At 69.9% G+C, this 25534-nt stretch carries 26 protein-coding genes and 1 tRNA gene; 9 read left to right on the forward strand and 18 right to left on the reverse strand.

All coding sequences use genetic code 11. The features are described from left to right. Positions 1 to 108: 108 nt before the first annotated feature. Positions 109 to 447 (reverse strand): hypothetical protein, encoded by a 339-nt coding sequence (locus QFW96_RS24705; RefSeq protein WP_281458114.1) that lies wholly within the window; start codon positions 445 to 447, stop codon positions 109 to 111. Next, a complete protein-coding gene (gene mca, locus QFW96_RS24710) occupies positions 444 to 1328 on the reverse strand; it encodes a mycothiol conjugate amidase Mca (protein WP_281458115.1) in 885 nt (294 codons plus the stop codon). Before mca ends, QFW96_RS24705 begins: the two co-directional genes overlap by 4 nt. A gap of 218 nt (positions 1329 to 1546) precedes the next feature. On the opposite strand from mca, the gene QFW96_RS24715 reads away from it, so the two are divergent. Both QFW96_RS24715 and greA read left to right on the forward strand, forming a co-directional pair. Further along, entirely contained in the window at positions 1547 to 1987 is a 441-nt protein-coding gene (locus tag QFW96_RS24715) for a DUF4307 domain-containing protein (protein ID WP_281458116.1), read from the forward strand. 191 nt (positions 1988 to 2178) lie between these two features. After that, a complete protein-coding gene (gene greA, locus QFW96_RS24720; protein ID WP_281458117.1) occupies positions 2179 to 2667 on the forward strand; it encodes a transcription elongation factor GreA in 489 nt (162 codons plus the stop codon). Positions 2668 to 2770: 103 nt separating this feature from the next. Here greA and QFW96_RS24725 read toward each other — a convergent pair whose 3' ends face one another. Both QFW96_RS24725 and ilvA read right to left on the reverse strand, forming a co-directional pair. Continuing rightward, the gene (locus tag QFW96_RS24725) at positions 2771 to 3316 is read right to left on the reverse strand and encodes an Lrp/AsnC family transcriptional regulator (protein WP_281458118.1); all 546 of its coding nucleotides are present in this window, start codon (positions 3314 to 3316) and stop codon (positions 2771 to 2773) included. A gap of 8 nt (positions 3317 to 3324) precedes the next feature. Further along, positions 3325 to 4536 carry a threonine ammonia-lyase gene (gene ilvA / locus QFW96_RS24730; RefSeq protein WP_281458119.1) on the reverse strand — a complete coding sequence of 404 codons (1212 nt, stop codon included), beginning with the start codon at positions 4534 to 4536 and terminating at the stop codon, positions 3325 to 3327. 100 nt (positions 4537 to 4636) lie between these two features. Here ilvA and QFW96_RS24735 point away from each other — a divergent pair, with 100 nt between their 5' ends. After that, positions 4637 to 4882, forward strand: coding sequence for a hypothetical protein (locus QFW96_RS24735; RefSeq protein ID WP_281458120.1), 246 nt, complete (start codon positions 4637 to 4639; stop codon positions 4880 to 4882). 66 nt (positions 4883 to 4948) lie between these two features. On the opposite strand, the gene QFW96_RS24740 is transcribed toward QFW96_RS24735, so the two are convergent. The 3 genes from QFW96_RS24740 to QFW96_RS24750 all read right to left on the reverse strand — a co-directional run bounded on the left by QFW96_RS24740 (position 4949) and on the right by QFW96_RS24750 (position 8841). Beyond that, positions 4949 to 6088 carry a cystathionine gamma-synthase gene (locus QFW96_RS24740; protein ID WP_281458121.1) on the reverse strand — a complete coding sequence of 380 codons (1140 nt, stop codon included), beginning with the start codon at positions 6086 to 6088 and terminating at the stop codon, positions 4949 to 4951. Positions 6089 to 6191: 103 nt separating this feature from the next. After that, positions 6192 to 7373, reverse strand: a complete 1182-nt coding sequence (locus tag QFW96_RS24745; RefSeq protein ID WP_281458122.1) for a hypothetical protein — start codon at positions 7371 to 7373, stop codon at positions 6192 to 6194. Positions 7374 to 7473: 100 nt separating this feature from the next. Next, a complete protein-coding gene (locus QFW96_RS24750) occupies positions 7474 to 8841 on the reverse strand; it encodes a cystathionine beta-synthase (protein ID WP_281458123.1) in 1368 nt (455 codons plus the stop codon). Positions 8842 to 9084: 243 nt separating this feature from the next. Between QFW96_RS24750 and QFW96_RS24755 the strand changes: the two genes are divergently transcribed. Both QFW96_RS24755 and QFW96_RS24760 read left to right on the forward strand, forming a co-directional pair. Further along, positions 9085 to 10008: an SGNH/GDSL hydrolase family protein gene (locus QFW96_RS24755; RefSeq protein WP_281458124.1), complete on the forward strand. Its 924-nt coding sequence runs from the start codon at positions 9085 to 9087 to the stop codon at positions 10006 to 10008. Between the two features lie 221 nt (positions 10009 to 10229). Beyond that, positions 10230 to 11450: an acetyl-CoA C-acetyltransferase gene (locus QFW96_RS24760; RefSeq protein ID WP_281458125.1), complete on the forward strand. Its 1221-nt coding sequence runs from the start codon at positions 10230 to 10232 to the stop codon at positions 11448 to 11450. Positions 11451 to 11638: 188 nt separating this feature from the next. On the opposite strand, the gene QFW96_RS24765 is transcribed toward QFW96_RS24760, so the two are convergent. The 8 genes from QFW96_RS24765 to QFW96_RS24800 form a co-directional block, all read right to left on the reverse strand. Continuing rightward, positions 11639 to 12430 carry a Bax inhibitor-1/YccA family protein gene (locus QFW96_RS24765; protein ID WP_281458126.1) on the reverse strand — a complete coding sequence of 264 codons (792 nt, stop codon included), beginning with the start codon at positions 12428 to 12430 and terminating at the stop codon, positions 11639 to 11641. 142 nt (positions 12431 to 12572) lie between these two features. Then, positions 12573 to 13607: a membrane protein insertase YidC gene (gene yidC / locus QFW96_RS24770; protein WP_281458127.1), complete on the reverse strand. Its 1035-nt coding sequence runs from the start codon at positions 13605 to 13607 to the stop codon at positions 12573 to 12575. A gap of 268 nt (positions 13608 to 13875) precedes the next feature. Further along, complete coding sequence (locus tag QFW96_RS24775; RefSeq protein WP_281458128.1) at positions 13876 to 14700, reverse strand: hypothetical protein; 825 nt, start codon at positions 14698 to 14700, stop codon at positions 13876 to 13878. A 394-nt stretch (positions 14701 to 15094) separates the two neighbouring features. After that, positions 15095 to 15168 (reverse strand) — tRNA-Leu (locus QFW96_RS24780). Positions 15169 to 15267: 99 nt separating this feature from the next. Beyond that, positions 15268 to 16401, reverse strand: coding sequence for an ATP-grasp domain-containing protein (locus tag QFW96_RS24785; RefSeq protein ID WP_281458129.1), 1134 nt, complete (start codon positions 16399 to 16401; stop codon positions 15268 to 15270). A 311-nt stretch (positions 16402 to 16712) separates the two neighbouring features. After that, the gene (locus QFW96_RS24790) at positions 16713 to 18035 is read right to left on the reverse strand and encodes an NAD(P)/FAD-dependent oxidoreductase (RefSeq protein ID WP_281458130.1); all 1323 of its coding nucleotides are present in this window, start codon (positions 18033 to 18035) and stop codon (positions 16713 to 16715) included. A gap of 321 nt (positions 18036 to 18356) precedes the next feature. Continuing rightward, positions 18357 to 18932 carry a DinB family protein gene (locus tag QFW96_RS24795; protein WP_281458131.1) on the reverse strand — a complete coding sequence of 192 codons (576 nt, stop codon included), beginning with the start codon at positions 18930 to 18932 and terminating at the stop codon, positions 18357 to 18359. Between the two features lie 209 nt (positions 18933 to 19141). Continuing rightward, positions 19142 to 19939 carry an AraC family transcriptional regulator gene (locus QFW96_RS24800; RefSeq protein ID WP_281458132.1) on the reverse strand — a complete coding sequence of 266 codons (798 nt, stop codon included), beginning with the start codon at positions 19937 to 19939 and terminating at the stop codon, positions 19142 to 19144. A 66-nt stretch (positions 19940 to 20005) separates the two neighbouring features. Here QFW96_RS24800 and QFW96_RS24805 point away from each other — a divergent pair, with 66 nt between their 5' ends. Both QFW96_RS24805 and QFW96_RS24810 read left to right on the forward strand, forming a co-directional pair. Further along, positions 20006 to 20455: a DUF3224 domain-containing protein gene (locus QFW96_RS24805; RefSeq protein WP_281458133.1), complete on the forward strand. Its 450-nt coding sequence runs from the start codon at positions 20006 to 20008 to the stop codon at positions 20453 to 20455. After that, complete coding sequence (locus tag QFW96_RS24810; RefSeq protein WP_281458134.1) at positions 20455 to 20811, forward strand: putative quinol monooxygenase; 357 nt, start codon at positions 20455 to 20457, stop codon at positions 20809 to 20811. The genes QFW96_RS24805 and QFW96_RS24810 overlap by 1 nt, the downstream gene beginning before the upstream one ends. A gap of 77 nt (positions 20812 to 20888) precedes the next feature. Here the strand turns inward: QFW96_RS24810 and QFW96_RS24815 are convergent, their stop codons facing one another. Next, a complete protein-coding gene (locus QFW96_RS24815; protein WP_281458203.1) occupies positions 20889 to 21635 on the reverse strand; it encodes a uracil-DNA glycosylase in 747 nt (248 codons plus the stop codon). 70 nt (positions 21636 to 21705) lie between these two features. On the opposite strand from QFW96_RS24815, the gene QFW96_RS24820 reads away from it, so the two are divergent. Both QFW96_RS24820 and QFW96_RS24825 read left to right on the forward strand, forming a co-directional pair. Continuing rightward, positions 21706 to 23172 carry a S10 family peptidase gene (locus QFW96_RS24820; protein ID WP_281458135.1) on the forward strand — a complete coding sequence of 489 codons (1467 nt, stop codon included), beginning with the start codon at positions 21706 to 21708 and terminating at the stop codon, positions 23170 to 23172. Between the two features lie 52 nt (positions 23173 to 23224). After that, positions 23225 to 23470 carry a cell division protein SepF gene (locus QFW96_RS24825; protein ID WP_281458136.1) on the forward strand — a complete coding sequence of 82 codons (246 nt, stop codon included), beginning with the start codon at positions 23225 to 23227 and terminating at the stop codon, positions 23468 to 23470. Positions 23471 to 23525: 55 nt separating this feature from the next. Here QFW96_RS24825 and QFW96_RS24830 read toward each other — a convergent pair whose 3' ends face one another. Then, positions 23526 to 24524: an ABC transporter ATP-binding protein gene (locus tag QFW96_RS24830; protein WP_281458137.1), complete on the reverse strand. Its 999-nt coding sequence runs from the start codon at positions 24522 to 24524 to the stop codon at positions 23526 to 23528. Further along, entirely contained in the window at positions 24517 to 25527 is a 1011-nt protein-coding gene (locus QFW96_RS24835; RefSeq protein WP_281458138.1) for an ABC transporter ATP-binding protein, read from the reverse strand. Before QFW96_RS24835 ends, QFW96_RS24830 begins: the two co-directional genes overlap by 8 nt. Positions 25528 to 25534 lie beyond the last annotated feature (7 nt).

Consider the following 25534-nt stretch of genomic DNA (forward strand, 5'->3'; position numbering starts at 1 on the left):
CCCCCCCCCCCCCCCCCCCCCCCCCCCCCCCCCCCCCCCCCCCCCCCCCCCCCACGCACGACGCGGGACCACCCGGAATCCCCGGATGGTCCCGCGTGAGCAGGGGTTCTACTCCGTCGTCGCCTTGGGCTTCTTCTCAGATCCCTCGTCCTCCGAGGATTCCGCCTCGTCCGCGGCCTTCTCCGCCTGCTCGGCGGCTTCGGCCTCGGCTCGTTTGACGTGGGCCGGAGCCGCGGCGTTGGCCTTCTCCTCGTCGAAGACGGTGGGCAGCTTCTTGAGGTGCTTGGTCATCGAACGGACCAGGAGCACCACGGCGATGGCGAACACGATCAGCAGGACCAGGCCGAGCGGCGAGGACTTGCCGAAGTCCTCGCCCTGGCCGCCCGGGTCCTGCCCCGGCCCCAGCCCCTGGGCCAGGACCAGTCCGACGGTCTCCTGAGCACTCATGCGCACACCTTCTCCTGGACGCCGTCGAACAGGTCGTCCTCCGGCAACGTGGTGTCGACCAGCGAGCGCACCAGCTCGTAGTCCTCGGTCGGCCACAGCTCGCGCTGCACGTCGCACGAGACCGCGAACCAGCGGCTCGTCGGGTCGATCTGGGTCGCGTGGGCGCGCAACGCGTCGTCCCGCTTCTCGAAGTATTCCCCGCACGGCACGCGCGTGGTCACCCGGTCGTCCGGGTCGGGGCGCTTCTGCTCGTCCCAGCGCGCCAGCCAGTCGGTCCAGGGCGACTCCTTGCCCTCGGCCAGCAGCGACTCGTGGAACAGCTGCATGCGCCTGCGGGAGAAGCCGTGCGAGTAGTAGAGCTTCAGCGGCTGCCACGGCTCGCCCGTGCCCTCGTAGAGGTCGGGGTCGCCCGCGGCGTCGAAGGCCGCCACCGAGATCTCGTGGCAGCGGATGTGGTCGGGGTGCGGGTAGCCGCCGTTCTCGTCGTAGGTGATGACCACGTGCGGGCGGAACTCGCGCACGACCTTGACCAGCTCGCGGGTGGACTCCTCCAGCGGCACGGTCGCGAACACGCCGTCCGGAAGCGGCGGCAGCGGGTCGCCCTCCGGCAGCCCGGAGTCGACGAAGCCCAGCCAGCGGTGCTGCACGCCGAGGATCTCGGCCGCCCTGGCCATCTCCTCGCGGCGCACCTCGGTCAGGTTCGACACGACCTCCGGCCGGTCCATCGCCGGGTTCAGGATGCTGCCCGCTTCACCTCCCGTGCAGGTGACCACCATCACTTCGTGGCCCTCGGCCGCGTAGCGCGCGGTGGTCGCGGCCCCCTTGCTGGACTCGTCGTCCGGGTGCGCGTGCACCGTCATCAGTCGCAGCTTGTCCGCCATCGCCCGCTTGTTCCTCCCGCTAGTAGCAGCTTGCGCCCACGCGCCGTCCCCGCCGCGCGCGGCTCGTCCGCGTCCGCGGACCCGCCGTCGGTCAGCTGAACGGTCCAGGGATACTCAACGTGGACGTCGTGCTCCATTGTTCCCGTTGGAGCCGACGGACCGGCCGTCACCCCGTGTGGTCCCGGCCGCAGATCCACCACTCGCGTCGAAAGGCCGCCGTGACGCAGCAGCAGGTCCCCGCGGACCGGTACGGATCGCGCGCTCGCAGCGCGCGGAACCGCCCTGCGCTGCGCTGGGCCCTGGTCGCGGTGGTGCTGCTGGTCCTCGTGGGCGTCTCGGTGGTGGGTTACCGCAACCTCGGCTCTGCTCCGATCGAGGGCAAGCAGGTCGCCTTCGAGATCATCGACGACCACTCCGTTCGGATCACCCTGGAAGTCCAGCGGGACGATCCGCGGCGGCCCGCCGATTGCGTGGTTCGCGGTCGCGCCAAGTCCGGCGAGGAGGTCGGCAGGCGCGAAGTCCTGATCCATCCGGCGAACGGCGTCACCCGGCAGGACACTGTGCTTCGTACATCCGCCCCAGCGGGCGTCGGGGAGGTGTACGGCTGCACTTACAACGTTCCTGAATATTTGTCCACTCACACGCGGCCAACCGGGTGAAGCGTCCCTGTGCACGTCGGACGCCAGGAGAATCCCACCCCTTCGCGTGCTGATTCGTGCTATCGTCGAGCGCAGCACGGCCCCCGCTGAGGGCCGTGTTTTTCCGTTACTTGGCATTGGCTGAGAAAAGGGCGGAATTGCAATTTGGCTCGCAGTGAGAGCGGGCCGGAAGTCGACGAGGAGTGGTGACCGTGAGCGAGACCCAGGTGACCTGGCTGACCCAGGATGCTTACGACCGGCTCAAGGGTGAGCTGGACGAGCTCGTGGCCAACCGCCCGGTGATCGCCGCGAAGATCAACGAGGCTCGCGAGGAGGGCGACCTCCGCGAGAACGGCGGCTACCACGCGGCCCGCGAGGAGCAGGGCCAGATCGAGTCTCGCATCCGCCAGCTGCAGGAGCTGCTGCGCACCGCCAAGGTCGGCGACGTGCCCACGGAGTCCGGCATCGCCAAGCCGGGTTCGGTGCTGACCGTCCGCTACGACGGCGAGGACGAGACCGAGCAGTTCCTGCTCGCCAACCGCGAGGAGGGCGCCCACGGCGACCTCGAGGTGTACTCCCCCAGCTCCCCGCTGGGCAAGGCTCTGCTGGACGCCAAGGAGGGCGAGAGCCGCGAGTACGAACTGCCCAACGGCGGCAACATGAAGGTCACGCTCGTCAAGGCCGAGCCCTTCAACGGCTGATACCGCCGAATCCGGACTCCTTTCGCGTGCGGTCCCGCGCGCCTTTGTTGATCTGGCTTCACCTGGCATATGCGGGCGAAACAGCTGAGAGGTTTCACCGCAATTAAGAATCGATTCCGGGCTTATGCGCTCGGGCCGCGGGCGTCCCGGTTTCCGGGGCGCCCGCTCCTTTTTCCCCGGAAAGGCGGCGCAGCAGCGGGCGCACCCTCGGCGGCACCGGAGTGGACAGCGCGATCGACGTCGAGGTGCGGCGCACCCCGGGCACGCCTACCACCTCGTCGATGACCCGCTGCAGGTCGTCGTTGGACCGCGCGACCATCCGCACGAACAGGTCGCCCTGCCCGGTCGTGGCGTGCACCTCGCAGACCTCGTCGATGGCGGCGAGCTGGTCGGAGACGGCCGTGCGGTGCCCCTGGGCGATCTCCAGCCAGGCGAAGGCGGTCAGCCCGTAGCCCATCGCCGCCAGGTCCAGCTCCGGCGGGAACCCCTGGAGGACACCGCGCTGGACGAGCCGGTCGAGCCGGGCCTGCACGGTGCCCCGGGCGACTCCGAGGCGCCGGGAGCACTCCAGCACGCCCAGCCGCGGCTCGTCGGAGAGCAGCAGCAACAACCGGGCGTCGAGTTCGTCGGGACCGTTGGTGGTGGCCACAGCGCTCCTCAGCGACGGGCGAGGATCGTGTACCCGGCCGCTTCGAGCTGGGTGACCACGTACTCGCAGTGTTCCTGACCTCGGGTTTCCAGCGACACCTCCACGTCGACCTCGCCGAGCGCGAGGGCACCGGAGATGCGGGAGTGCTCGATGTCGATGACGTTGGCGTTGACCTCGCCGAGCTTGCCCAGCAGCGCCGCCAGCGAACCGGGCCGGTCGGGCAGCCGGACGCGCAGCGACAGGTAGCGGCCCGCCGAGGTCATGCCGTGCTGGATGAGCTGGAGCAGCAGCAGCGGGTCGATGTTCCCGCCGGAGAGCACCGCTGCGGTCGGCGAGGTGACCTGCTCGGGGTGCTCCAGCAGCGCGGCGACGGCGGCCACGCCGGCGGGCTCGACGACGAGCTTGGCGCGCTCCAGGCACAGCAGCAGCGCTCGGGACAGCGACTCCTCGCTGACCGTGAGCACCCCGTCGGCCAGCTCGTTGACGTGCGCGAACGGCACCGCTCCGGGCTCTCCCACGGCGATGCCGTCGGCCATCGTCTGGGTGTCCGTGACCGGCACCGGCTTGCCCGCGGCCAGCGAGCCCGGCCACGCGGCGGCCTGCTCGGCCTGCACCGCCAGCACCTTCACCTCGGGGCGCTTGGCCTTCACCGCGGCCGCGACGCCCGCGACCAGCCCGCCTCCGCCGGTGGGCACCAGGATCGTGCTCACCTCGGGCAGCTGCTCCAGGATCTCCAGGCCCACGGTGCCCTGACCGGCGATGATGTCCGAGTGGTCGAAGGGGTGGATGAACTCCGCTCCCGTGCGCTCGGCGTGCTCCTTGGCCGCCGCGAGGGTCTCGGCGAGGACCGCGCCGCGCAGCCTCACCTCGGCGCCGTAGGCCTTGGTGGCGGCCAGCTTCGGCAGCGGCACGCGCTCGGGCATGTAGACGGTGGCGGGGATGCCGAGCAGCTGGGCCGCCAGCGCGACGCCCTGGGCGTGGTTGCCCGCGCTGGCCGCGACGACCCCGGCCGCGCGCCGCTCGGCGGCGAGCCCGAGCAGCCGCACGTAGGCGCCCCTGAGCTTGAACGAGCCGGTGCGCTGCAGGTTCTCGCACTTGAGGTACACCTCGCCGCCGGTGTACTCACCGAGCACCCGGGAGTGCTCCATCGGGGTCCGCCGGGCCACCTTGGCGAGCAGGGCGTCCGCTTCGCGGATTCGGTCCAGGTCGACGAGCTGCATACGGGCAATCGTGCCACCGTCGATCTACCGGTACTAGCGCTCCGGTACCGGTACGCTCGGTGGGCGGGACGGTCACCGAGCGCAGTGCCGGGAGGGAATCATGGCGCAACCGAGCACCGGCGCGTTGTCCCTGCTCACCGGCGCCGTCATGGCCGCCGCCCTGTCCGGAGCCGCCGTCCTGGCCGTCCTCGACTCGGGCTGCGACGACCCGGGCACCTACACCGAGCACGACGGGGTCGTCGAGCTCATCGGAGGCTGCCTCCACCCCAGCGACCTCCCCATCACCCCGCACAACCCCGCGGACGCCCCCACCCCGGGCACAGCGGACCCCTCCCTGGCCAGGTGACCCCCTCCACGCGTCAAGAACCCCGGTTCTCGTCGCGCGAGAACCGGGGTTCTTGACAGCCGGTGGTCAGCCGAGGGCGGTGAGGAGGTCTTCGACGAGGTCGTCGGCCTCCTCGATGCCGACCGAGAGGCGCACCAGGTCCGCCGGGACCTGCAGCATCGAGCCCGCCGTGCTGGCGTGGGTCATCTTGCCCGGGTGCTCGATGAGCGACTCGACGCCGCCGAGGGACTCGGCGAGGGTGAACAGCCGCGTGCGGGCGCACACCTCCAGGGCCGCCTCCTCGCCGTCGGCGTGGAGGAACGAGACCATGCCGCCGAAGTGCTTCATCTGCTTCGCGGCGACCTCGTGGCCCGGGTGGTCCGGCAGGCCCGGGTAGAGGACCTTGGCGACCTTCGGGTGGCCGTTGAGGGCGCTGACGACCCGCTCGGCGTTGGCGCTGTGGCGCTCCATCCGGACCGCGAGGGTCTTGAGACCGCGCATGGTCAGGAACGCGTCGAACGGGCCGGGAACCGCACCCGCGCCGTTCTGCAGGAACGCGAGCTGCTCGGCCAGCGCGTCGTCCGAGGTCACCACGGCACCGCCGACCACGTCGGAGTGGCCGCCGAGGTACTTCGTCGTCGAGTGCACGACGGCCGTCGCGCCCAGCTCCAGCGGCTGCTGCAGGAACGGCGAGGCGAAGGTGTTGTCGACGACGAGCTTCACGCCCGCGTCGGCGGAGACCTGCGCCAGCGCCGCGATGTCGCCGATGTTGAGCAGCGGGTTCGTCGGCGTCTCCAGCCAGACCAGCTTGGTGTTGTCCTGGATCGCCGCGCGCACCGCGTCGACGTCGGAGACCGGCGCGGGCGTGTACGAGATGCCCCAGCCCGACAGCACCTTGTCGATCAGCCGGAACGTGCCGCCGTAGGCGTCGTCGGGGATCACCAGGTGATCGCCCGGGCGCAGCAGCGACCGCAGCACCGCGTCGGTGGCGGCCATGCCGGACGCGTAGGCCCGCGCGTGCCTGCCGTTCTCCAGCTCGGCCAGGCAGCGCTCCAGCGCGGTCCGGGTCGGGTTGCCGGTGCGGGAGTACTCGTAGCCGGAGCGCATCCCGCCCACGCCGTCCTGCGCGTAGGTCGAGGTCGCGTGGATGGGCACGATCACCGAACCGGTCGTCGGGTCTGCCTCCTGGCCCGCGTGAATCGCGCGGGTGGCGAAGCCGTCACTCATGCGGAGCAGCGTAATGCTCCGGCGCTGTTCCGCCGACTCGGCCCCGCGAAGCGAAGTGCCCCCGACCTGGGCAGGTCGGGGGCACTTCGATGCTGCGCTCAGCTCACCACTGCGGCGGCTGCGGGGGCTGGCCCGGCTGCTGGCCGCCCTGCTGCGGGTAGCCGCCCTGCTGCGGGAAGCCACCGGACTGCGGGTAGCCGCCCTGCTGCGGGTAGCCCTGCGGGGGCTGCTGGCCGAAGCCCTGCTGCGGCTGCCCGAAGCCCTGCTGGGGCTGCTGACCGAACTGCTGCGGCGGTCCGGGCTGGCCGAACTGCTGCGGCGGCTGCTGCCCGAAGCCCTGCTGCGGCTGCGGCTGGCCGTAGCCGCCGAGCTGCGCGTTCGCGGCACCGGAACCGGCGTTGGCCCACTCCCGCACCGCGGGCAGGAACGCCAGCACGGCCAGGGCGATGCCGAAGATCATGCCGATGACGCCGCTGGCGCTCGGGTACATGATCATCATGACCAGGTTGGCGATCACGCCGAGCGCCGCCGCGCCGCCGATCATCATCGCGCCCAGCGCGTTGCGCTTGAGCAGCAGGATGCCGCCGACGAGGTAGACCAACGAGACCAGGACGCTGACGATCGTCAGGGTGTACATCAGGCCCATCGGCGGGACCTCGACGCCCATCGACTCCATCTGGGACGACATCGCGGACAAGCTCGCGAGGCCCACGATCCCGATGATGCCGAAGATGACACCCAGACCACCGAAGACGATGCCCAGAATCGCGCACAGCTTGGCGAGCCCCGGGTTGCCCGCCTCGGCGCCCTGACCCGGGAAGCCGCCCGCCTGCGGGGGCGGGAAGCCGGCCTGGGCCTGCGGGGCGGGGAAGCCGCTGCCGGGAGTGCCCGGCTGCTGCGGGGGCTGCGCCGGGAAGCCGCCGGGCTGGCTCTGCGTGCCCGGCTGCTGGTACATCGGCTGCGGGGGCTGCATCGACGGCGGCACCATGGCCGTCGCGTCCGCCCCCTGCTGACCGCCCTGCTGCTGACCGGGCTGCTGGTACATCGGCTGCGGCGGCTGCATCGACGGCGGCACCACCTGGGTGGAGTCACCGCCCTGCTGCGGCTGACCCGTCGGCCGGACCACCTGGGTGGCCTCGGACGGCGGCTGCTGCCCCTGCGACTGGACGGGCCGGACGACCTGCGTCGAGTCACCGCCAGCCTGGTTCTCGTCCTGGGGGTCCATCCGGTTCGAAATCGGGTCCGAACCCTGCTGACCGCCGTCCGGCGGCTGCGGAGAGCTCATCGGGTACTACTCCCTTGCGGCGTCCAAAGTCCTGGGCATACTTCGGCCCCACGCTATCCGATGGGAGCGGAGCGCAGTGGCGCAAAGCGTCAAGTCGTCATCATCGACCGGCGATGAATCCAAGCACATCCTGGCGGGTCACGACTCCGGCGGGTTTGCCGTCGATCAGCACCATCGCCCCGTCCGCACCGGTCAGCGCCGACATCGCCGAGCTGATCTCCTCACCTGCGCCGATGGTCGGCAGCGGCGGGGACATGTGCTGCTCCACGGTGTCGGCGAGGTGCGCGCGGCCCGCGAACAGCGCGTCCAGCAGGTCGCGCTCGTTGACCGCGCCCGCGATCTCGGCCGCCATGATCGGCGGCTCGGCGCGCACGACCGGCATCTGGGAGACGCCGAACTCGCGCAGGATCGCCACCGCCTCGGCCACCGTCTCGCTGGGGTGGGTGTGCACGAGCTCGGGGACGGTTCCGTCCTTGCGGCGCAGCACGTCGCCGACGGTGCCGCCCGCCTCGTCGGGCGAGAGGAAGCCGTAGGAGGCCATCCACGAGTCGTTGAAGATCTTGGTGAGGTAGCCGCGGCCGCCGTCGGGCAGCAGCACCACGATCACGTCGTCCGGGCTCGCGTTCTCGGCGACCTTGAGGGCGGCGGCCACGGCCATCCCGCAGGAACCGCCGACCAGCAGCGCCTCCTCCTTGGCGAGGCGCCGGGTCATCTCGAAGGACTCGGCGTCCGAGATCGGCACGATCTCGTCGCAGATGCCCCGGTCGTAGGTGGTCGGCCAGAAGTCCTCGCCGACGCCCTCCACCAGGTAGGGGCGCCCGTGCCCGCCGGAGTAGACCGAGCCCTCCGGGTCCGCGCCGACGATCTTGACCTTGCCGCCGGAGACCTTCTTCAGGTACTCGCCGGTGCCCGAGATGGTGCCGCCGGTGCCGATGCCGGCGACGAAGTGGGTCACCTTGCCCTCGGTCTGCTCCCAGATCTCCGGGCCCGTGGAGTGCACGTGGGACTCGGGGTTCTGCGGGTTGGCGTACTGGTTGGGCTTCCAGGCGCCGTCGATCTCCGCGACGAGGCGGTCCGAGACGGAGTAGTAGGACTCCGGGTGCTCGGGCTCCACGGCCGTCGGGCACACCACGACCTCGGCGCCGTAGGCCTTGAGGACGTTGCGCTTGTCCTCGCTGACCTTGTCCGGGCAGACGAACACGCAGCGGTAGCCCCTGCGCTGGGCGACCATCGCCAGTCCGACACCGGTGTTGCCGGAGGTCGGCTCCACGATGGTGCCGCCGGGCTTGAGCTCACCGGAGGCCTCGGCGGCCTCGATCATGCGCAGCGCGATGCGGTCCTTCACGCTGCCGCCGGGGTTGAGGTACTCCACCTTCGCCAGCACCGGGGTCTTGCCGGTGGCGACCGCGTTCAGCCTGACCAGAGGGGTGTTGCCCACCAGGTCGGTGACGTGCTCGACGTAGTCCACGCCTCGTCCTCAATCGTCGGGATCGTCCCGCGCGGCGGCTCTCCGCGCGGATGTGATGCCGAGCGTAATCGGCTGGTCAGGCGTTAACCCACAGGACCTTCCCGACGACACACCGATCAGGGAAGTTTTTCCGGTCCGGCGGCGTCTTTCCACTGAGGGGATGAGGCGTTTCGCCGGGCGTGATCCTGGTCGGATGGGCGAGCATTCCCATTCCCCGGGGCGGGTTGCGAGGGAGGGGCCGAGATGATCGTGACGAAGGCTTTGCGGCTCGCACTGCTGGCGGCCGGTACGGCGGGCGGGTTGTCCGGCGCGGCGTACGGCCTGCTCAACGGCCAGGCCGGACACGCGCGGCGGGTCATCGGCCCCCCGATCGCAGAACCGCTGCGCGCTGACGGCGTGCACCTGCCCTCCGGCGTCGGCCCGGTGCCGCGCGGCGAGGTTCCCGAGGGAGTCCGGCCGCTGGAGCTCGCCGTGCTCGGCGACTCCTCGGCGGCGGGCCTGGGCGCGAGCTTCCCGAGCGAGCTGCCGGGCGTGGGGGTGGCGCGCGGCCTCGCCGAGGAGCTCGACGGGCCGGTCTCGCTGAGCACGCACGCGATCGTCGGCGCGACCACCCAGGAGCTGTCCGAGCAGGTGGACGCGGTGCTGCGGCGTCCTCCGGACGTCGTGCTGATCATCATCGGCGCCAACGACGTGACCTCGAAGCTGCCGGTGTCCCGGTGCGCCGAACTGCTGGGCGAGCAGGTCCGCCGGATCGTCGAGGAGGGCGTCCCGGTCGTCGTGGGCACCTGCCCGGACCTGGGCGCGATCCGGCCGATCCCGCAGCCGCTGCGCTCGGTGGCCAGCCGCTGGAGCCTCGCGCTGGCCCGCGCCCAGCGGCGGTCCGTGGAGATCAACGGCGGCTACGCGGTCCCGCTGGCCGACCTGCTGTCCCCGGAGTTCCTGGCCCGGCCGGCGGAGTTCTTCTCCCCGGACCGCTTCCACCCCTCGGGCGCCGGGTACGAGGCCGCCGCGGAGATCCTCCTGCCCGTCGTCTGCATCGCGGTCGGCGCCTGGCAGGGCGGTCCGCTGCCCCCGGCCCCGACCCGCTCGGAGACGGCCGAGGCCCGTCGCCCCACCAGCCGGGTCGTCGCCCACCTCAACCGCCGACTCCACCTCCGCCGCCCCTGACCGACCCGGGGTGACCCGATTTCCATGGAAGTCAGGGACCGGATTTCCATGGAAATCGGGGTTCCGACTTCCATGGAAATCGGGTCCCCGGCCGGACCCCGGGGTACCGACCGGTCGGTTTGGGGGTTGTTGGTGAGTGGCGTCACCGACAGGATGGGGGCAGCGGCTCTAAAGTGACTCGTCAGTAACCGCACGCGCCCCGGCGAACGAAGGAGTTCCCCATGCCCGAAGCAGTCATCGTCTCCGCTGCGCGCTCCCCCATCGGCCGCGCCGGGAAGGGATCGCTGAAGGACATCCGCCCGGACGACCTCACCGCGCAGATCGTCAAGGCCGCGCTGGACAAGGTCCCCGAGCTCGACCCGAACGACATCGACGACCTGATGCTCGGCTGCGGTCTGCCCGGCGGTGAGCAGGGCTTCAACATGGCCCGCGTCGTCGCCGTGCTCCTCGGCCACGACCAGCTGCCCGGCACCACCATCACCCGCTACTGCTCGTCGAGCCTGCAGACGACCCGGATGGCGCTGCACGCCATCAAGGCCGGCGAGGGCGACGTGTTCATCAGCGCCGGTGTCGAGACGGTGTCCCGCTTCGCCAAGGGCTCCTCGGACTCGCTGCCCGACACCCACAACCCGATCTTCGCCGACGCCGAGGCCCGCACCCAGCAGACCGCCGAGCAGGGCGCGGAGAACTGGACCGACCCGCGCGAGCTCGACGTCGTCCCGGACGTCTACATCCCGATGGGCCAGACCGCCGAGAACCTGGCGCGCCTGAAGGGCATCAGCCGCGACGAGATGGACGACTTCGGCGTCCGCTCGCAGAACCTCGCCGAGAAGGCCATCGCCAACGGCTTCTGGTCGCGCGAGATCACCCCGGTCACCCTCCCCGACGGCACCGTCGTCTCCGCCGACGACGGCCCGCGCGCGGGCGTGACCAAGGAGGGCGTGTCCGGCCTCAAGCCGGTGTTCCGCCCCGACGGCCGGATCACCGCCGCCAACTGCTGCCCGCTGAACGACGGCGCCGCCGCCCTGGTGATCATGAGCGACACCAAGGCCAAGGAGCTCGGCCTGACTCCGCTGGCCCGCGTGGTGTCGACCGGCGTGTCCGGCCTGTCGCCGGAGATCATGGGCCTCGGCCCGGTGGAGGCCTCCAAGCAGGCCCTCAAGCGCGCCGGCATGAGCATCGACGACATCGACCTGGTGGAGATCAACGAGGCGTTCGCCGCGCAGGTCATCCCGTCCTACCAGGACCTGGGCATCCCGCTGGAGAAGCTGAACGTCAACGGCGGCGCGATCGCCGTGGGCCACCCGTTCGGCATGACCGGCGCCCGCATCACCACCACGCTCATCAACTCCCTCCAGTTCCACGACAAGCAGTTCGGCCTGGAGACCATGTGCGTCGGCGGCGGCCAGGGCATGGCCATGGTCCTGGAGCGCCTCTCCTGATCCCCGCGCGGTGACCCGATTACGGCAGTTTTCAGGGACCCGATTACGGCAGTTTTCAGGGACCCGATTACGGCAGTTTTCAGGGAACGGATTACGGCCGTAATCCGTGTTGCGAGCGGAGCGAGCAGCGAAAAGGCCGCCATCCCCGGTGGGGGTGGCGGCCTTTTCGGGCCTTGCGGGGAGCTGCGTCAGTCGCTGCTGGTGAAGTAGGACAGCAGGCGCAGGATCTCCAGGTACAGCCAGACCAGCGTGGTCATCAGGCCGAACGCGATGTACCAGGCGAACTTGGCGTCGACACCGCTGCGGATCGCCTTGTCGGCGGCGTCGAAGTCCAGCAGGAAGCTGAACGCCGCGATGCCGATGCACAGCAGGCTGAAGCCGATGCCCAGCGGACCCGCCTCGCGCAGCCCCAGGCCACCGGCCATGAAGAAGCTGGCGACCAGGTTGACCAGCATCAGCACCGCCGCACCCGCGACCGCGCCGATGATCCACTTGGTCAGCTTCGGCGTCACCCGGATCGCGCCGGTCTTGTAGACGACCAGCATCGCGGCGAAGACGCCGAGGGTGCCGACGACCGCCTGCATGATGATCGCCGAGCCGAAGCTCGATCCGAACACGTAGCTGATGCCGCCGAGGAACACGCCCTCGAACGCCGAGTAGGCGACGACCAGCGCCGGGCGCACCTTCTTGGTGAAGACGATGACCAGCGAGATGACCAGGGCGATCAGCGCCGCGGGCAGCGCCAGCACGACCGCGGGCGGACCGACCAGGTAGGTCAGCGCCGCGGTGATCACCGCCAGGGTGAGGGTGATCGCGGTCTTGGTGACGACGTCGTCGATCGTCATCGGGCGCGCGGTCTGCGGCGGAGCAGCCGGCGCCTGGCCGTAGGGCGACTGCTGGCCCTGGCCGTAGTTGAAGTTCGCGTAGCCACCGGCCATTTCCGGCAGCTTGCGGAACGCGGGGTTGCTCGTTGTGCGCAACTCATCCTCCTGGGCGTTCTTGCGCCGTCACCAGATCCAACGACCGGCGGTCCCGATCGGTTCCCGTTTCGGTAAAACCGGACTTTACCCGACGCAAAAGGCCGGTGGACACAAGATCCACCGGCCTTTACCTGCGAGTTATCTAACGCCGCTTCTTCGCCCTGGACGCCTGCTTGCCCGGGCGGTTCTTCGACTGGTTCTTCTTGCCACCCGGCTTGCCACCGGGTCGCTGCCCCGGCGCGGGCTTGGACGGCTTGGCCTCGGTCGCGGTGGCCGTGGCCGACTCGCCCTCCTCCTCCGAGGCGGGCTTGCCGCCGTCGCGCACCGGCTTCTGGCCCGGCTTCGGGCGAGGCGTGGCCTTCTTCGCCTCGATCTCCTTCTGCCGCTCGCGCTCCTGCTCGGCGTCGATCTTCTTGGTCAGGAAGTGCTGCTGACCCAGCGTCCAGACGTTGTTGGCCAGCCAGTACAGCAGCACCGCGATCGGCAGGAACCAACCCGAGATCAACGCACCGATCGGCGCGATGTACATCATGAACTTGGCCATCATGGCCGACTGCGGGTTGGCCATCGAGGCGTCGGTCTGCTTCTTCACCGACAGGCGCATGGTGAAGTAGGTCGCGATCGAGGCGATCACCATCAGCGGGATCGCGACGATCATCATCGACGTCCGGTCGGTGCCGAACAGCGCCAGCTCCTGCTCGGGCTGGGTGATCCAGTTCGAGAGCTTGGCGCCGAAGATGTTCGCCTGGATGAACGAGTCCACCCCGGCCTTGTCGAAGACGAAGTTGCTCTCCGCGCCCGGGTGGAAGTTCCGCAGGACGTGGAACAGGCTCAGGAAGACCGGGATCTGCAGCAGCGCGGGGAGGCAGCCGCCGAGCGGGTTGACCCCGTGCTCGGACTGGAGCTTCTGCATCTCCTGCGCCATGCGCTGGCGGTCGTTCTTGTACTTCTCGCGCAGCTTCTGGATGTGCGGCGCGAACTTCGCCATCTTGCGGCCGGCCCGCATCTGGCTCAGCGCGGGCTTGATCAGCACCGTGCGCAGGGTGAACACCAGGAAGAACACGGCCAGGGCCCAGGCGAACCCGTTGTCCGGCCCGAGCACGGCTCCGAAGATCTTGTGCCAGAACCACAAGATCGCCGAAACCGGGTAGAGGATGAAGGAGAAGAAACTTTCCACTCAGCTACTCCTGGTCATGGGCCGCTGGAGAGCAAGCGCCCGACGTCGTTTCCGTCCGGCGCAACCCGGGCCGTGCGTGCGCGGCTGAACCCGCCTGAAACGCAGGTCCGGCCAGTTCAAGGGTGCCATGCCCCGACGCGGGTCGGTGTCCGCCCCCTGACAGCCCGCGTCGCCGCACTGCGGTCACGGAACGTTTGCGCAGGTCACGCGGACAGGTGACATGCGCTATACCGGACCCGGCGAGTTCCGGGTCCGGGTCGACGCAGCGTCACCGACGTAGCGCTCGGGCGATGATCCGACCGGCGAACAGGTAGATCAGCGCGGCGAGGCCGTAGTTGAGCACCAGACCGATCGTCGCGTCACCGGGCGTGAACACGTCGCCCAGGCCGAGCACGAAGAACTTCGCGGTGCCGTAGGTGAAGGCCACGAAGTCGTTGTCCTGGTTCGCACCCGTCACCGAGAAGATGATGTGCAGCACGAACACCAGCGCGATCAGCGCGCTGAGCACCTGCACGGTGCGCCCGATGGCGTCGGCGCTGGGCCCGCGGAACCCGTCCCGGTCACGCCGGTCGTAGTCCCGGTCGCGGTCGCGCTCCCGCTCGCGGCGGTCGTAGTCGTCGCGGTAGCGATCGCGCTCCGGCTCGCGGTAGCGGTCGTCGTACCTGTCGTCGTAGCGGTCGTACCGGTCGTCCCGGTAGCCGTACGGATCGGCGTACGGGTCGGCGTACGGGTCGTCCCGGTAGCCGCCGACACGGGTCTCCGGGTACGGGTTGTTGGCCGGCGGCTGGTAGCCGGGAACTCCGGCGGGCGGCTGCTGCACCGGAGGCTGCCCCTGCGGGTACTGCGGCGGCTGCCCACCCATCGGCGGCTGCGGCGGCATCTGCTGCGGCGGCGGTCCGCCCTGCGGCGGCCCCGGCGGCTGCCCTCCGGGTGGCGGGGGCGGCATCTGACCCGGCGGGACCTGCGGAGGCCTCGGCTGACCGCCCTGCGGCGGGCCGGGCGGCTGCGGACCGCCCTGCGGCGGTCCCGGCTGCTGCGGTCCTGGCTGTCCCGGCACCGGTCGTCCGGTCCGGGGGTCTCGCTCGTAGGCCATGAGCGCGCATTGTCGCGGTTACCCCACCCACTGCGAAACCCCCACCCCGCAGCCGCACTCGATGAGGCGCACCACAGCGACCGCCTCGTCGGCGCTTCGCGACGTCCAGATCGCCACCGCGGGCCGCGCTTCGCACCGTCCGAACAGGACGGACCGACCGGGGTCCGCACCTCCGAGGATTCACCGAACGGATACCGGAACGCGACCGGGGGCACATCGCCGGACCCGGTTCGCGGAGCGCGAGCCGGGAGGCGTCCCGCAGCTGCGCGACATCGGGGAAGCGGTTCGTCGAACGCGAAAAGCCCTCGGCAGCAACGGAAGTCACCCGGAAGAGATTGCTCGCTTGCGCTGATGGGGGAAGTACGGGACGAGTTGACCCGTTAGATTGGAAAAGTGCCCCCGGTCGGGTTCGAACCGACACTCTGACGATTTTAAGTCGTCTGCCTCTGCCAGTTGGGCTACGGGGGCCAGGCTTCGCACCGGCACGGGTGCCGGTACGCCACTACGACGCGGCCGGGCCCCGTAAGGTTCCCGCGGTCGTGAAACTCCCACGCACTCGTGGTCTGATCACCAGCTGCCCCATTCGCCCACCGTCGCCGACTCCGCCAACTCGTCGTACCGCGACCGCACCCAGTCGTGCACCGCCGCGGAGACGTCCTTGCTGTCCGCGCGCTGCTCGAACCAGCGCCAGTCGCAGTTGACGTTGACCTCGAGGAACACCCACTCGCCGGCCACCCGCAGCAGGTCGAAGCCCGCCACGTCCAGCCGCCAGCGCTCGCACAGCCGCAGCAGCGGTGCGACCAGCTCCTCGGGAAGGTCGACCGGTTCGACCACGACCGACTCCGGGTCGACCCACAGCTGCGCCGGGTCCAGCTTGTTCACCCGGAACCCGATCGCGCGCCGTCCCACGACGAACACCCGCAGCTCCTCGTCGGCGTCGAGGAACTGCTGCACCAGCACGGGTGCCGGTTCGCGCGCCTCGCCGCCGGTTCGGCGGACGTCCAGCGGCTGCGGGAAGAGCCCGCGCAGCGCACCGGGTTCGGGTTCGAGCATGTGGTGACCGGCGGTCTTGACGATGCACTGCGCGCCACCGGGGCGGCTGCGCCCGGGCATCGTGGTCACGGCGGTGCGCGGCACGCGCAGGCCGACCGACGCCGCGCCCTGAAGCTGCGTCAGCCGGTCGAGCCCTTCCCTGGACCGCCGCGTGTTCACCTGTCCCCAATCGTCCCGGGTGGTCAGCCAGTCACCGACCGCCTGCCACTGCTCCCGAACATAGGACCCGTAGACGGTTGCGGGATCAACGGGTACGGCGGTCATGTCGAAGTGTCGCCGCCAGACGAGTACCGGGCGCAAGAGCCAGCGCTGGAATTCGATCAGAGGAGTATCGGCGTAGACCGTCAGTGGCAGGTCCAGACACCGATCGGCGTCGATGCGCACCATGCGGATGTCGTGCTCGGCCAGCGCCACGGAGAGGTCGTTCATCTCCATGTCGGTCGCGCGCGAGAGCACGACGACGCAGGGAACCGGATCGCCCGGCTCCTCCTCGACGAGCCCCGCCTGGTACATCCGCTCCTGGAAGTCCAGCGGGGTGTCCGGTGCGCGGACGAAGTAGTCCTGCCCCTGCAGCAGCACCGGCGTCGGGCGGAGTTCGGGCTCGGCCCGTTCCCCCGGTTCAGCGGGCCGGTCCTCGGCCGCGCACATGGTCAGTCGTCCTTCTTCCGGAACACCTTCGACGCTTCGGCGTAATCCGCTTCGAAATCGGCGATGGGGCCGTCCTGCGCATCCCCACTGCGCAAGATCGCTGCCAGTTCTTTCAGCGTCAAGGGATTCACCCCTTCCCCCGCGTGACGCATCCTTTCAGGTGAAGACTTCGGCTCAGTCTTCGTTTTCCCGCTACTGATTGTCAAGGATAGCGGGTCGGCTGTCCACCGCTCGGACGAGGATCTTGGAAACATGAAGGCCGCGCGTCATCGTCGACGCGCGGCCTGGGTGTCCATCGGCTCGGTGAGGCGTCAGCTCGCGGCGGCCCGCTCGAAGGCAGCGCGCGGGTTCTCGATCTGACCCATCGACACGGCTTCCCGCTTGAACAGGAAGGCCAGCGTCCAGTCGATGACGATCCGCATCTTCCGGTTGAACGTGGGCATCCGGCTCACGTGGTAGCTGCGGTGCATGAACCAGGCGACGAAGCCCTTGGCCTTGAACCCGTAGACGTCCGCGACGCCCTTGTACAGGCCCAGTCCGGCGACCGAGCCGGCGTACGCGTGGCGGTACTCCTTGGTCGGCTTGTCACGCAGGGTGGCCAGCACGTTCTTGGCGAGCTGGTCGGCCTGGCGGACCGCGTGCTGCGCGGACGGGGCGCAGGTCGCGTTCGGGTCCTCGTCGGTCTTGGACAGGTCCGGCACGGCGGCGACGTCACCGGCGGCCCAGACCCCGGGCAGGCCCTCGACCTGCATGTGGGCCGAAGCCTTGACGCGGCCCCGCTCGTCCAGCGGCAGGTCGCTGTTCTTGACCACCGGGTTGGCCTTCACGCCCGCGTTCCACACCAGGGTGTCGGTGTCGAACTCGGTGCCGTCGGACAGGACGGCGTGACCGCCCTCGATCGACTTCAGGAAGGTGTTCAGGTAGACCTTGATGCCGCGCTCTTCGAGGGCCTTGACGACGTAGACGCCCATCTTCTCGCTCACCTCGGGCATCACCCGGCCGGCGGCTTCGACGAGCGCCCAGGACATGTCGTCGGGGCTCAGGTTCTGGTAGTCACGGCTCGCGTAGCGGGCCATGTCCTCGAGCTCGGCCAGCGCCTCGACACCGGCGAACCCGCCACCCACGAAGGTGAAGGTGAGCAGCCGCTTGCGCAGCTCCTCGTCGTTGGTGTTGGCGGCGGCGTCCATCTTGGCCAGAACGTGGTTGCGGAGGTACGTCGCCTCGCCCACGGTCTTGAGCCCGATGCCTTCCTCGGCGAGGCCGGGGATCGGCAGCAGCCGGGATACCGAGCCCAGCGCCACGACGAGCACGTCGTAGGCGAGCGTCTCGGTACCGCTCTGCGGGTTCTCGATCGTGACGAGCTTCTCGTCGTTCTTGATCTCGGTGACAGATGCGGTGATCACATGGCACCGCTTCAACACTCGTCGCAGTGGCGCTACCACGTGGCGGGGTTCAACCGAACCCGCGGCCGCTTCCGGTAGGAAGGGCTGGTAGGTCATGTGCGGCTGAGGATCGACGACCGTCACGGAGGCCTCACGGCGACCCAGCTTCTTCTGCAGCTGAAGTGCCGTGTACATGCCGACGTAACCGCCGCCGAGGATGAGAATCCGCGTGGGATCGGATTTACCAGCCATGGCTTTATCGTCGCACCACATACCGTGACGGCGCTGCAGCTACCCCCCTTAATGTGACGCCAGTCGCGAGTGGCGTCGATCACGATCAACGCGCGGTAGGCGACCATACGCGCTGCGTACGCGCTCTGTAACGAACAAGCGCGGAAGGGTGAACCGGGCCGGGGCCGCACCGCTGTCCGAGGGCGAGCCGGCTGCGCCCACCCTACCGAATCTTCGGCGGGTGAGGCCGAGCGCGCACCGATTCTTGATCAAGTTGACCGTGTCCTGGTCCGACTTGTCAAAGAACGGCAACGCAGCGGAAATCCTCCGTGTTGATCAAGCCTACCGGTCGGCCTCGCGCGCGATCCGCTCCAGGCCCTCGCGGTACTCCCGCCACTGCTCCTGGTCGTCGCCGGTCATGTTGTCGCCGGGTTCCCTGAGCCCGACGGACCCGTCGATCAGCTCGCGCACGACGTCGAGGTGACCGGCGTGCCGGGCGGTCTCACCGATCATGTGCACGAGGATCCGGTGCAGCGTGACCTCACCGCTGGGCCACCACGGCACCGACCCGACGGCGTCGAGGTCGAGCGCCTCGACGGTGGAGTCCGCGTGCGCGCACGCCCGGCGGTAGAGGTCGAGCACCCACTCGCTCGACTCGTCCGCCGCCGCCCACAGGTCGGCGTTGAACTCGGCGTCCGGCTCCATCCACGGCGTCGGGATCCCGGAGGGCCGCCCGAAGACCTCCCCGAAGTACCCGAGCTCCATCGTCGCCAGGTGCTTGATCACCCCGAGCACGTTCGTCCCGGTCCCCGTCATCGGCCGCCGGAGCCCGTACTCGGAAAGCCCCTCGGCCTTCCACACCACGGCCGTCCGCCCCTCGACCAAGTACCGCCGCAACTCCGCCTTCACATCACCCATGCAGGAGAACCTCCCAGCCCCCACCGACACTCAGCCGCGGCGGCGGGTCGCACCAAGGACGAGGCGAATTCCGGGCGATCCTGGAGGCGTGCCTCTACGAGACAGAGGTCGGTCTGCCCCGGGTGCACCTGGCCTTGCGACTCGCCCGACGCCCACGACTCCGCGCTCCTGAGCCGAGCTCATCCCAGGAGCGCCCCGAGGTCGTCCGCTCAGCCGGTTGTGCCCGGGTCTCGGCGGTAGGTGGCCGGGGCTGTGCCGACGACCTGGGTGAAGACGCGGGTCAGATGGGCCTGGTCGCTGAAGCCGAGGTTCGCGGCGAGCTCGGCCCAGTCGACCGGTTCGCCGGAGTGCGCCGCTGCCGTGGCGTCGAGGAGACGGGATCGCTGGACGACCCACTTCGGCCCGACCCCGACGTACTCGGCGAAGAGGCGCTGCAGGCTGCGCAGGCTCACCCCGGCGTGCTCGGCGAGCTGCTCGGCGCGGACGATGTCCGATCTCCGCTGGGCTTGGTCGACCAGTGCGGTCACCTCGCGCCCCACGGGGTCCGGCTCGGGTTCGCAGGCCAGCAGGTAGGCATCGAAGACAGGGACGATCCGCGCGGTATCGCTGGTGGCCAGGATCTGCGCGGCGGCCGGGCGGTCGTCGTGGCCGAGGACGTCCTCGGCCGGTCGGACGGTGCCCGAGATCGTCCCGAGCCCGGTCTTCAGCAGCGCGCGGAACCCGCCGGGGTGGAACGCGGCGCCGAGCACGTGGCCGACGCCGCGCAGCGTGCGGAAGAACGGTTCGCGCGAGACGCCGTGCACGAGGAGCCTGCCGTCCTCGGCGGCGACGTGGATCCGCGGCTGCGGCACGACCTGCTGGCGGTGCTCGGTGACGTTCCAGCGGACCAGCCAGTAGTACTCGACGAACTCGGCCAGCGCGGGGTCCGGGTCGAGGCGTTCCACCTCGAACGCCCGCTCCCCCGCCTTCGGACGCACGATCGCCTCCGGCCGCCCGGTCTTCGACATGCGCTCAGCCTAGGCCGTCGCGTTTGTTCAAGACCGGTGATTCATCGCCGACCTAGCTTCGGGGGCATGATTTACCAGCACGAAGCAGCCGGCCGCTTCAGCGTCACCTCGTGGTCGGAACACCTGATCACCGACATCGACGGCGAAGGCACCACGGCGGGCGACGCCTACTACCCGAATCGCGGCCTCACCCGCGCCGACGTCCGGTACACCTACACCGGCGAGATCGAGGGCACCAGCACGCTGACCTACCTCATCGCCTACAAGGCCGACGCGGCACCGGTCCTCTGCTTCGAGCACTTCGAAGGCTCCATCGCAGGTCACGAAGGCACCTGCGTCTTCCAGCACTCGGGCAGCCAGGACAAGGCCTCGGTGACGGCCCACCTCCAGGTCGTCCCCGGCATGGGCACGGGCGGCCTCGAAACCCTCCGAGGCGAAGCCGACATCACCATCGCGGGCCACTCCGACGACGGCTACGACCTCACCCTGACCTACTCCCTGGCGGGAGCGCGATGATGTTCGGTTACATCGCTTCGATGAAGGCGAAGCCCGGCAAGCGGGACGAGGTCGTGGCGCTGCTGGTGGGCGGGGTGGAGAACCTGCGGCAGCACGGGTGCGAGTCGTACGTGGTGGCGACCTCGGCGACCGATGACGACACCATCTGGGTCACCGAGGTGTGGCGGAGCCGGGAGCACCACGCGGCGTCGCTCGAACTGCCCGAGACGCGGAAGGCCATCGGCGAGGCGATGCCGCTGCTGGCCGGGGAGTTCACCGGGCAGGCGACCTCGATCGCCGGGGGTCTCGGCGTTCTCCGGGCCGACTGGTGTCCACTCGATGCGGAAGTCGACAGTTCTTCCTCGAATCACCCATGATCAATGTCCGAAATGTCCGGACAGTATTCATTAAAACTGTCCCCTGGTGACGCACCGCGATCCCGGGGACGGATGCCTCACGGGACTCCCGCCAGGTGTTTTGCCTGGTTGAAGACCTCGCGGAGCATCTCCGGGGTGAGCTTTCCGGTGAAGGTGTTCTGCTGGCTGACGTGGTAGCAGCCGAGGAGGTGGAGGGGCGGGCCGTCGTCGGTGGCCGGGAGTTCGGCGTGGGTGAGGTGGCCGAACTTCGGGCGCGGGCACGGGACCTGCCAGGCCGCGTTGGCGAGGACCGGGAGAAGGGCCTGCCAGCCGAAGGCGCCCAGGACGACCACGACGCGCAGCGTCGGGCGGAGGAGATCCAGTTCGCGGACCAGCCAGGGGCGGCAGGTGTCGCGTTCGGCCGGGGTGGGCTTGTTCGCCGGTGGGGCGCAGTGGACGGGGGCGGTGATCCGGACGTCGCGCAGGGTCAGGCCGTCGTGCGGCGAGACCGCGTGGGGCTGGGAGGCCAGGCCGACCTCGTGCAGCGCTCGGAACAGGACGTCGCCCGAGCGGTCTCCGGTGAACATCCGCCCGGTGCGGTTCGCGCCGTGGGCCGCCGGGGCCAGGCCGACGATCGCGATCCGCGCGTCGTGCGGCCCGAACCCCGGGATCGGCCGACCCCAGTACTCCTCGTCGCGGAAGGCGGCGCGCTTGACGCGGGCGACCTCCTCGCGCCACGCGACCAGCCGCGGGCAGGCCGTGCAGCGGGTGACGAGCTCGTCCAGTTCGGTCAGATCGGCGGCGCGCGGGGCCGCTTCAGCGGGCGATCCGGCCGGTGAGGAGATCAACTCCGAAGGCGTTTCCACGGTCCAAAACTGACAGAAAACGACTCCGGTGGCACGTACTGTGGGCGGCATGGCAGAGGAGAAGGCCGCCGAGGCGACGAAGCACGAAACCACCCCGGCCGAGCCGGTGGACGACCTGGTCAGCACCCATCACGCGATCACCGTGGACGGCACCGAGCTGTCCTACACCGCCACCACGGGACGTCTGGTGCTGCGCGACGAGGTCTACGCCGACGGCAGGTTCGACGGGCACAAGCCCAAGGCCGAGGTGTTCCTGACCTCCTACGTCCTCGACGCCGCACCGGATTCCAACCGCCCGGTGACCTTCGCGTTCAACGGCGGCCCCGGCTCGGCGAGCGTGTGGCTGCACCTCGGCGTGCTCGGCCCGCGCCGGGTGATCTCCGGCGACGCCGACGACCTCGCGCCCCCGCCGTACGGGCTGGCCGACAACCCCGAGACGCTTCTCAAGCACAGCGATCTGGTGTTCATCGACCCCGTCTCCACCGGCTACTCGCGGGCCGTCGAGGGCGGAAACCCCGGTGACTTCCACGGTTTCCAGGGCGACATCGAGTCGATCGCCGAGGTCATCCGGCTGTGGACCACCCGCAACAGCCGGTGGATGTCGCCGAAGTACCTCGCCGGCGAGTCCTACGGGACGCTGCGCGCCGCCGCCCTGGCCGACCACCTGCAGTCGCGGCACGGGCTGTACCCGAACGGGCTGCTGCTGATCTCATCCGTGCTGGACATGGGCACGATCCGGTTCACCGAGGGCAACGACCTGCCGTACTCGCTGTACCTGCCGACCTACGCCGCCATCGCCCACCACCACGGCAAGCACGGCGACCGGCCGCTGCGCGAGGTCCTCGACGAGGCCGAGAAGTTCGCCGCCGAGGACTACCCGTGGGCGCTGGCCCGGGGCGCGCGGCTCACGCCCGAGGAGCGGGCCGACGTGGTGCGCAGGCTCGCCGAGCTGTCCGGGCTGTCCGAGGACTACGTGGACCGCGTCAACCTGCGCATCGAGCACATCCGGTTCTTCACCGAGCTGCTGCGCGACGAGCGCAGGACCGTCGGCCGGATGGACGGCCGGTTCACCGGCTGGGAACCGGACGCGGCGGTGGAGCGCTTCACCGACGACCCGAGCATCTCCGGCATCCGCGGCGCCTACTCGGCGGCGATCAACCACTACCTGCGCGAGGAGCTCGACTACCGCAGCGACCTGCCCTACGAGACCCTGACCGGCCGGGTCCAGCCCTGGTCGTACAAGGAGTTCGAGGGCGCGGCGGTGTCCGTCGTGGACAAGCTGGGCGCGGCCATGCAGGCCAACCCGCACCTGCGGGTGCACGTGGGCTGCGGCTACACCGACGGTGCCACGCCGTACTTCGCGGCCGAGCACGTCCTGGCCCGGCTGCCCGTCCCGGACGAGCTGCGGGACAACATCGACGTCCGCTACTACCCGGCGGGCCACATGATGTACGTCCACGAGCCGTCCCGGATCCAGCAGTCAGAGGACCTCGCGAACTTCGTCAGTGGGCGCTGACGCGGAAAAATCGCGCGGCACGGCCGTCGCTTGCGATTGACAGGGCCGGTCGGTGGGTGACACTGATCGGGTGGTCAAGACGCTGCACCCGCAGAACTACCAGGACGTCTACTACGTGGGCGACTACTACCGGCAGGGCAACGCCGTGCTGATGGACCTCACCGGCGTTCCGGGGTCCGAGGCGACGCAGCTCGTCGACTTCGCGGCGGGCCTGGTCGTCGCCCGCGGCGGCGAGATGCAACGGGTCGCGCCCAAGGTCTTCCTGCTCAGCCACCCCGAGAACCAGAACCAGAGCTGACACGACGCGGGCGCCCCCTCCGGAGAACCGGTGGGGGCGCCCGCATCTCGTCGCATCACGCCACGACGTGGGGGTGCTCCTCCGCGAAGTGGCAGGCCGCCGGGTGGGTTCCCGTGCGGATCTCCAGCTCCGGTGCCTTCTCGGCGCAGATGTCCTGGGCCTTCCAGCAGCGGGTGCGGAATCGGCAGCCCGACGGCGGGTTGGCCGGGCTCGGGACGTCGCCGGTGAGGCGGATGACCTCGCGCTTGCCGCGCAGGGTCGGGTCCGGCACCGGGACCGCCGACAGCAGGGCCTGGGTGTACGGGTGCTGCGGGTGCTCGTAGATCTCGTCCTCGGTCCCGACCTCGGCGATCTTGCCGAGGTACATGACCGCGACCCGGTCCGACAGGTGCCGGACCACGCCCAGGTCGTGGGCGATGAACACGTACGACAGCCCGAACTCGTCCTGCAGGTCGCCCAGCAGGTTCATCACCTGCGCCTGGATCGACACGTCCAGCGCCGACACCGGCTCGTCGCAGACGATCACCTTCGGCTTGAGCGCCAGCGCGCGGGCGATGCCGATGCGCTGCCGCTGACCGCCCGAGAACTGGTGCGGGTAGCGGTGGACGTGCTCGGGGTTGAGGCCCACGACCTCCAGCAGCTCCTGCACCTTGCGCCGCCGCTCCCCCTTCGGCGCCACCTCGGGGTGGATCTCGAAGGGCTCGCCGACGATGTCGCCGACGGTGCGCCGCGGGTTCAGCGAGGTGTAGGGGTCCTGCAGCACGATCTGCATGTCCCGGCGCAGCTTGCGCAGCTCGGAGCCGCGCATCTTGAAGATGTCGCGCCCCTCGAACGTCGCGGTGCCGCTGGTCGGGTTCTCCAGCCGCATCAGCACCTGCGCCAGCGTGGACTTCCCGCAACCGGATTCGCCGACGACACCGAGGGTTTCGCCCTTGTTCAGGTCGAACGACACGCCGTCGACCGCCCGCACGTGCCCGACGGTGCGGCGCGGGATGCCCGCGCGCACCGGGAAGTGCTTGACCAGGTCGTTGACCTGGAGGATCGGCTCAGCCACGGCTCATCATCTCCTCCGCGAAGTGGCAGGCGCTGACCCGGCCCAGCCCGAGGTTGTGGTCGGTCGGCACCTCCGTGCGGCACTTGTCCTCCGCCCGCGCGCAGCGCGGGTGGAACGGGCATCCCGGCGGCACCGCCATCAGGTTCGGCGGCAGGCCCTTGATCGTCTCCAGTTCCTGGCCCTTGAGGTCCAGTCGCGGGATCGATCGCATCAGGCCGTCGGTGTAGGGGTGGCCCGGGGCCTTGTACAGCGAGTACGCGTCGGCGGACTCGACGATCCGCCCCGCGTACATCACCACGATCCGGTCCGCGACCTCGGCGACGACGCCCAGGTCGTGGGTGATGAGGATCAGGCCCATGCCGCGCTCGCGGCGCAGCTCGTCGAGCAGGTCCATGATCTGGGCCTGCACGGTGACGTCGAGGGCCGTGGTCGGCTCATCGGCGATGAGCAGCGTCGGGTCCAGGGCCAGCGACATGGCGATCATCGCGCGCTGCCGCATGCCGCCGGAGAACTGGTGCGGGTACTCCTTCACGCGCTGCTTGGCGTTCGGGATCTTCACCTGGTCCAGCAGCTCGACGGCCTTGTTCGTGGCGTCCTTGCGGGACATGCCGCGGCGGGTCCGCAGCTGCTCGGCGATCTGGAAACCGACCGTGTAGACCGGGTTCAGCGCCGACAGGGCGTCCTGGAAGATCATCGCCATCGAGTCGCCGCGCAGCTCGCGCCTGCGCTCCTCGGTGGCGGTGAGCAGGTCCTCGCCGCGGTAGCGGATCGAACCCCCGGTGATCGCGCCCGGCGGGATGTCCAGGATGCCCATCACCGTCTGCGCGGTGACGCTCTTGCCGGAACCGGATTCGCCCAGCACGGCGAGGGTTTCGCCGGCGTCGACGTGGTAGTTCACGCCGTTGAGGACCTTCGCGACGCCGTCCCGGGTGCGGAACTCGACGTGCAGGTCCTCGACCTCCAGCAGACGTTCCGCCGAGGTCTCGTGTTCGTGTGCGGACACAGCGGTC

This window comes from Saccharopolyspora ipomoeae (assembly GCF_029952525.1).
GTDB lineage: Bacteria > Actinomycetota > Actinomycetes > Mycobacteriales > Pseudonocardiaceae > Saccharopolyspora > Saccharopolyspora ipomoeae.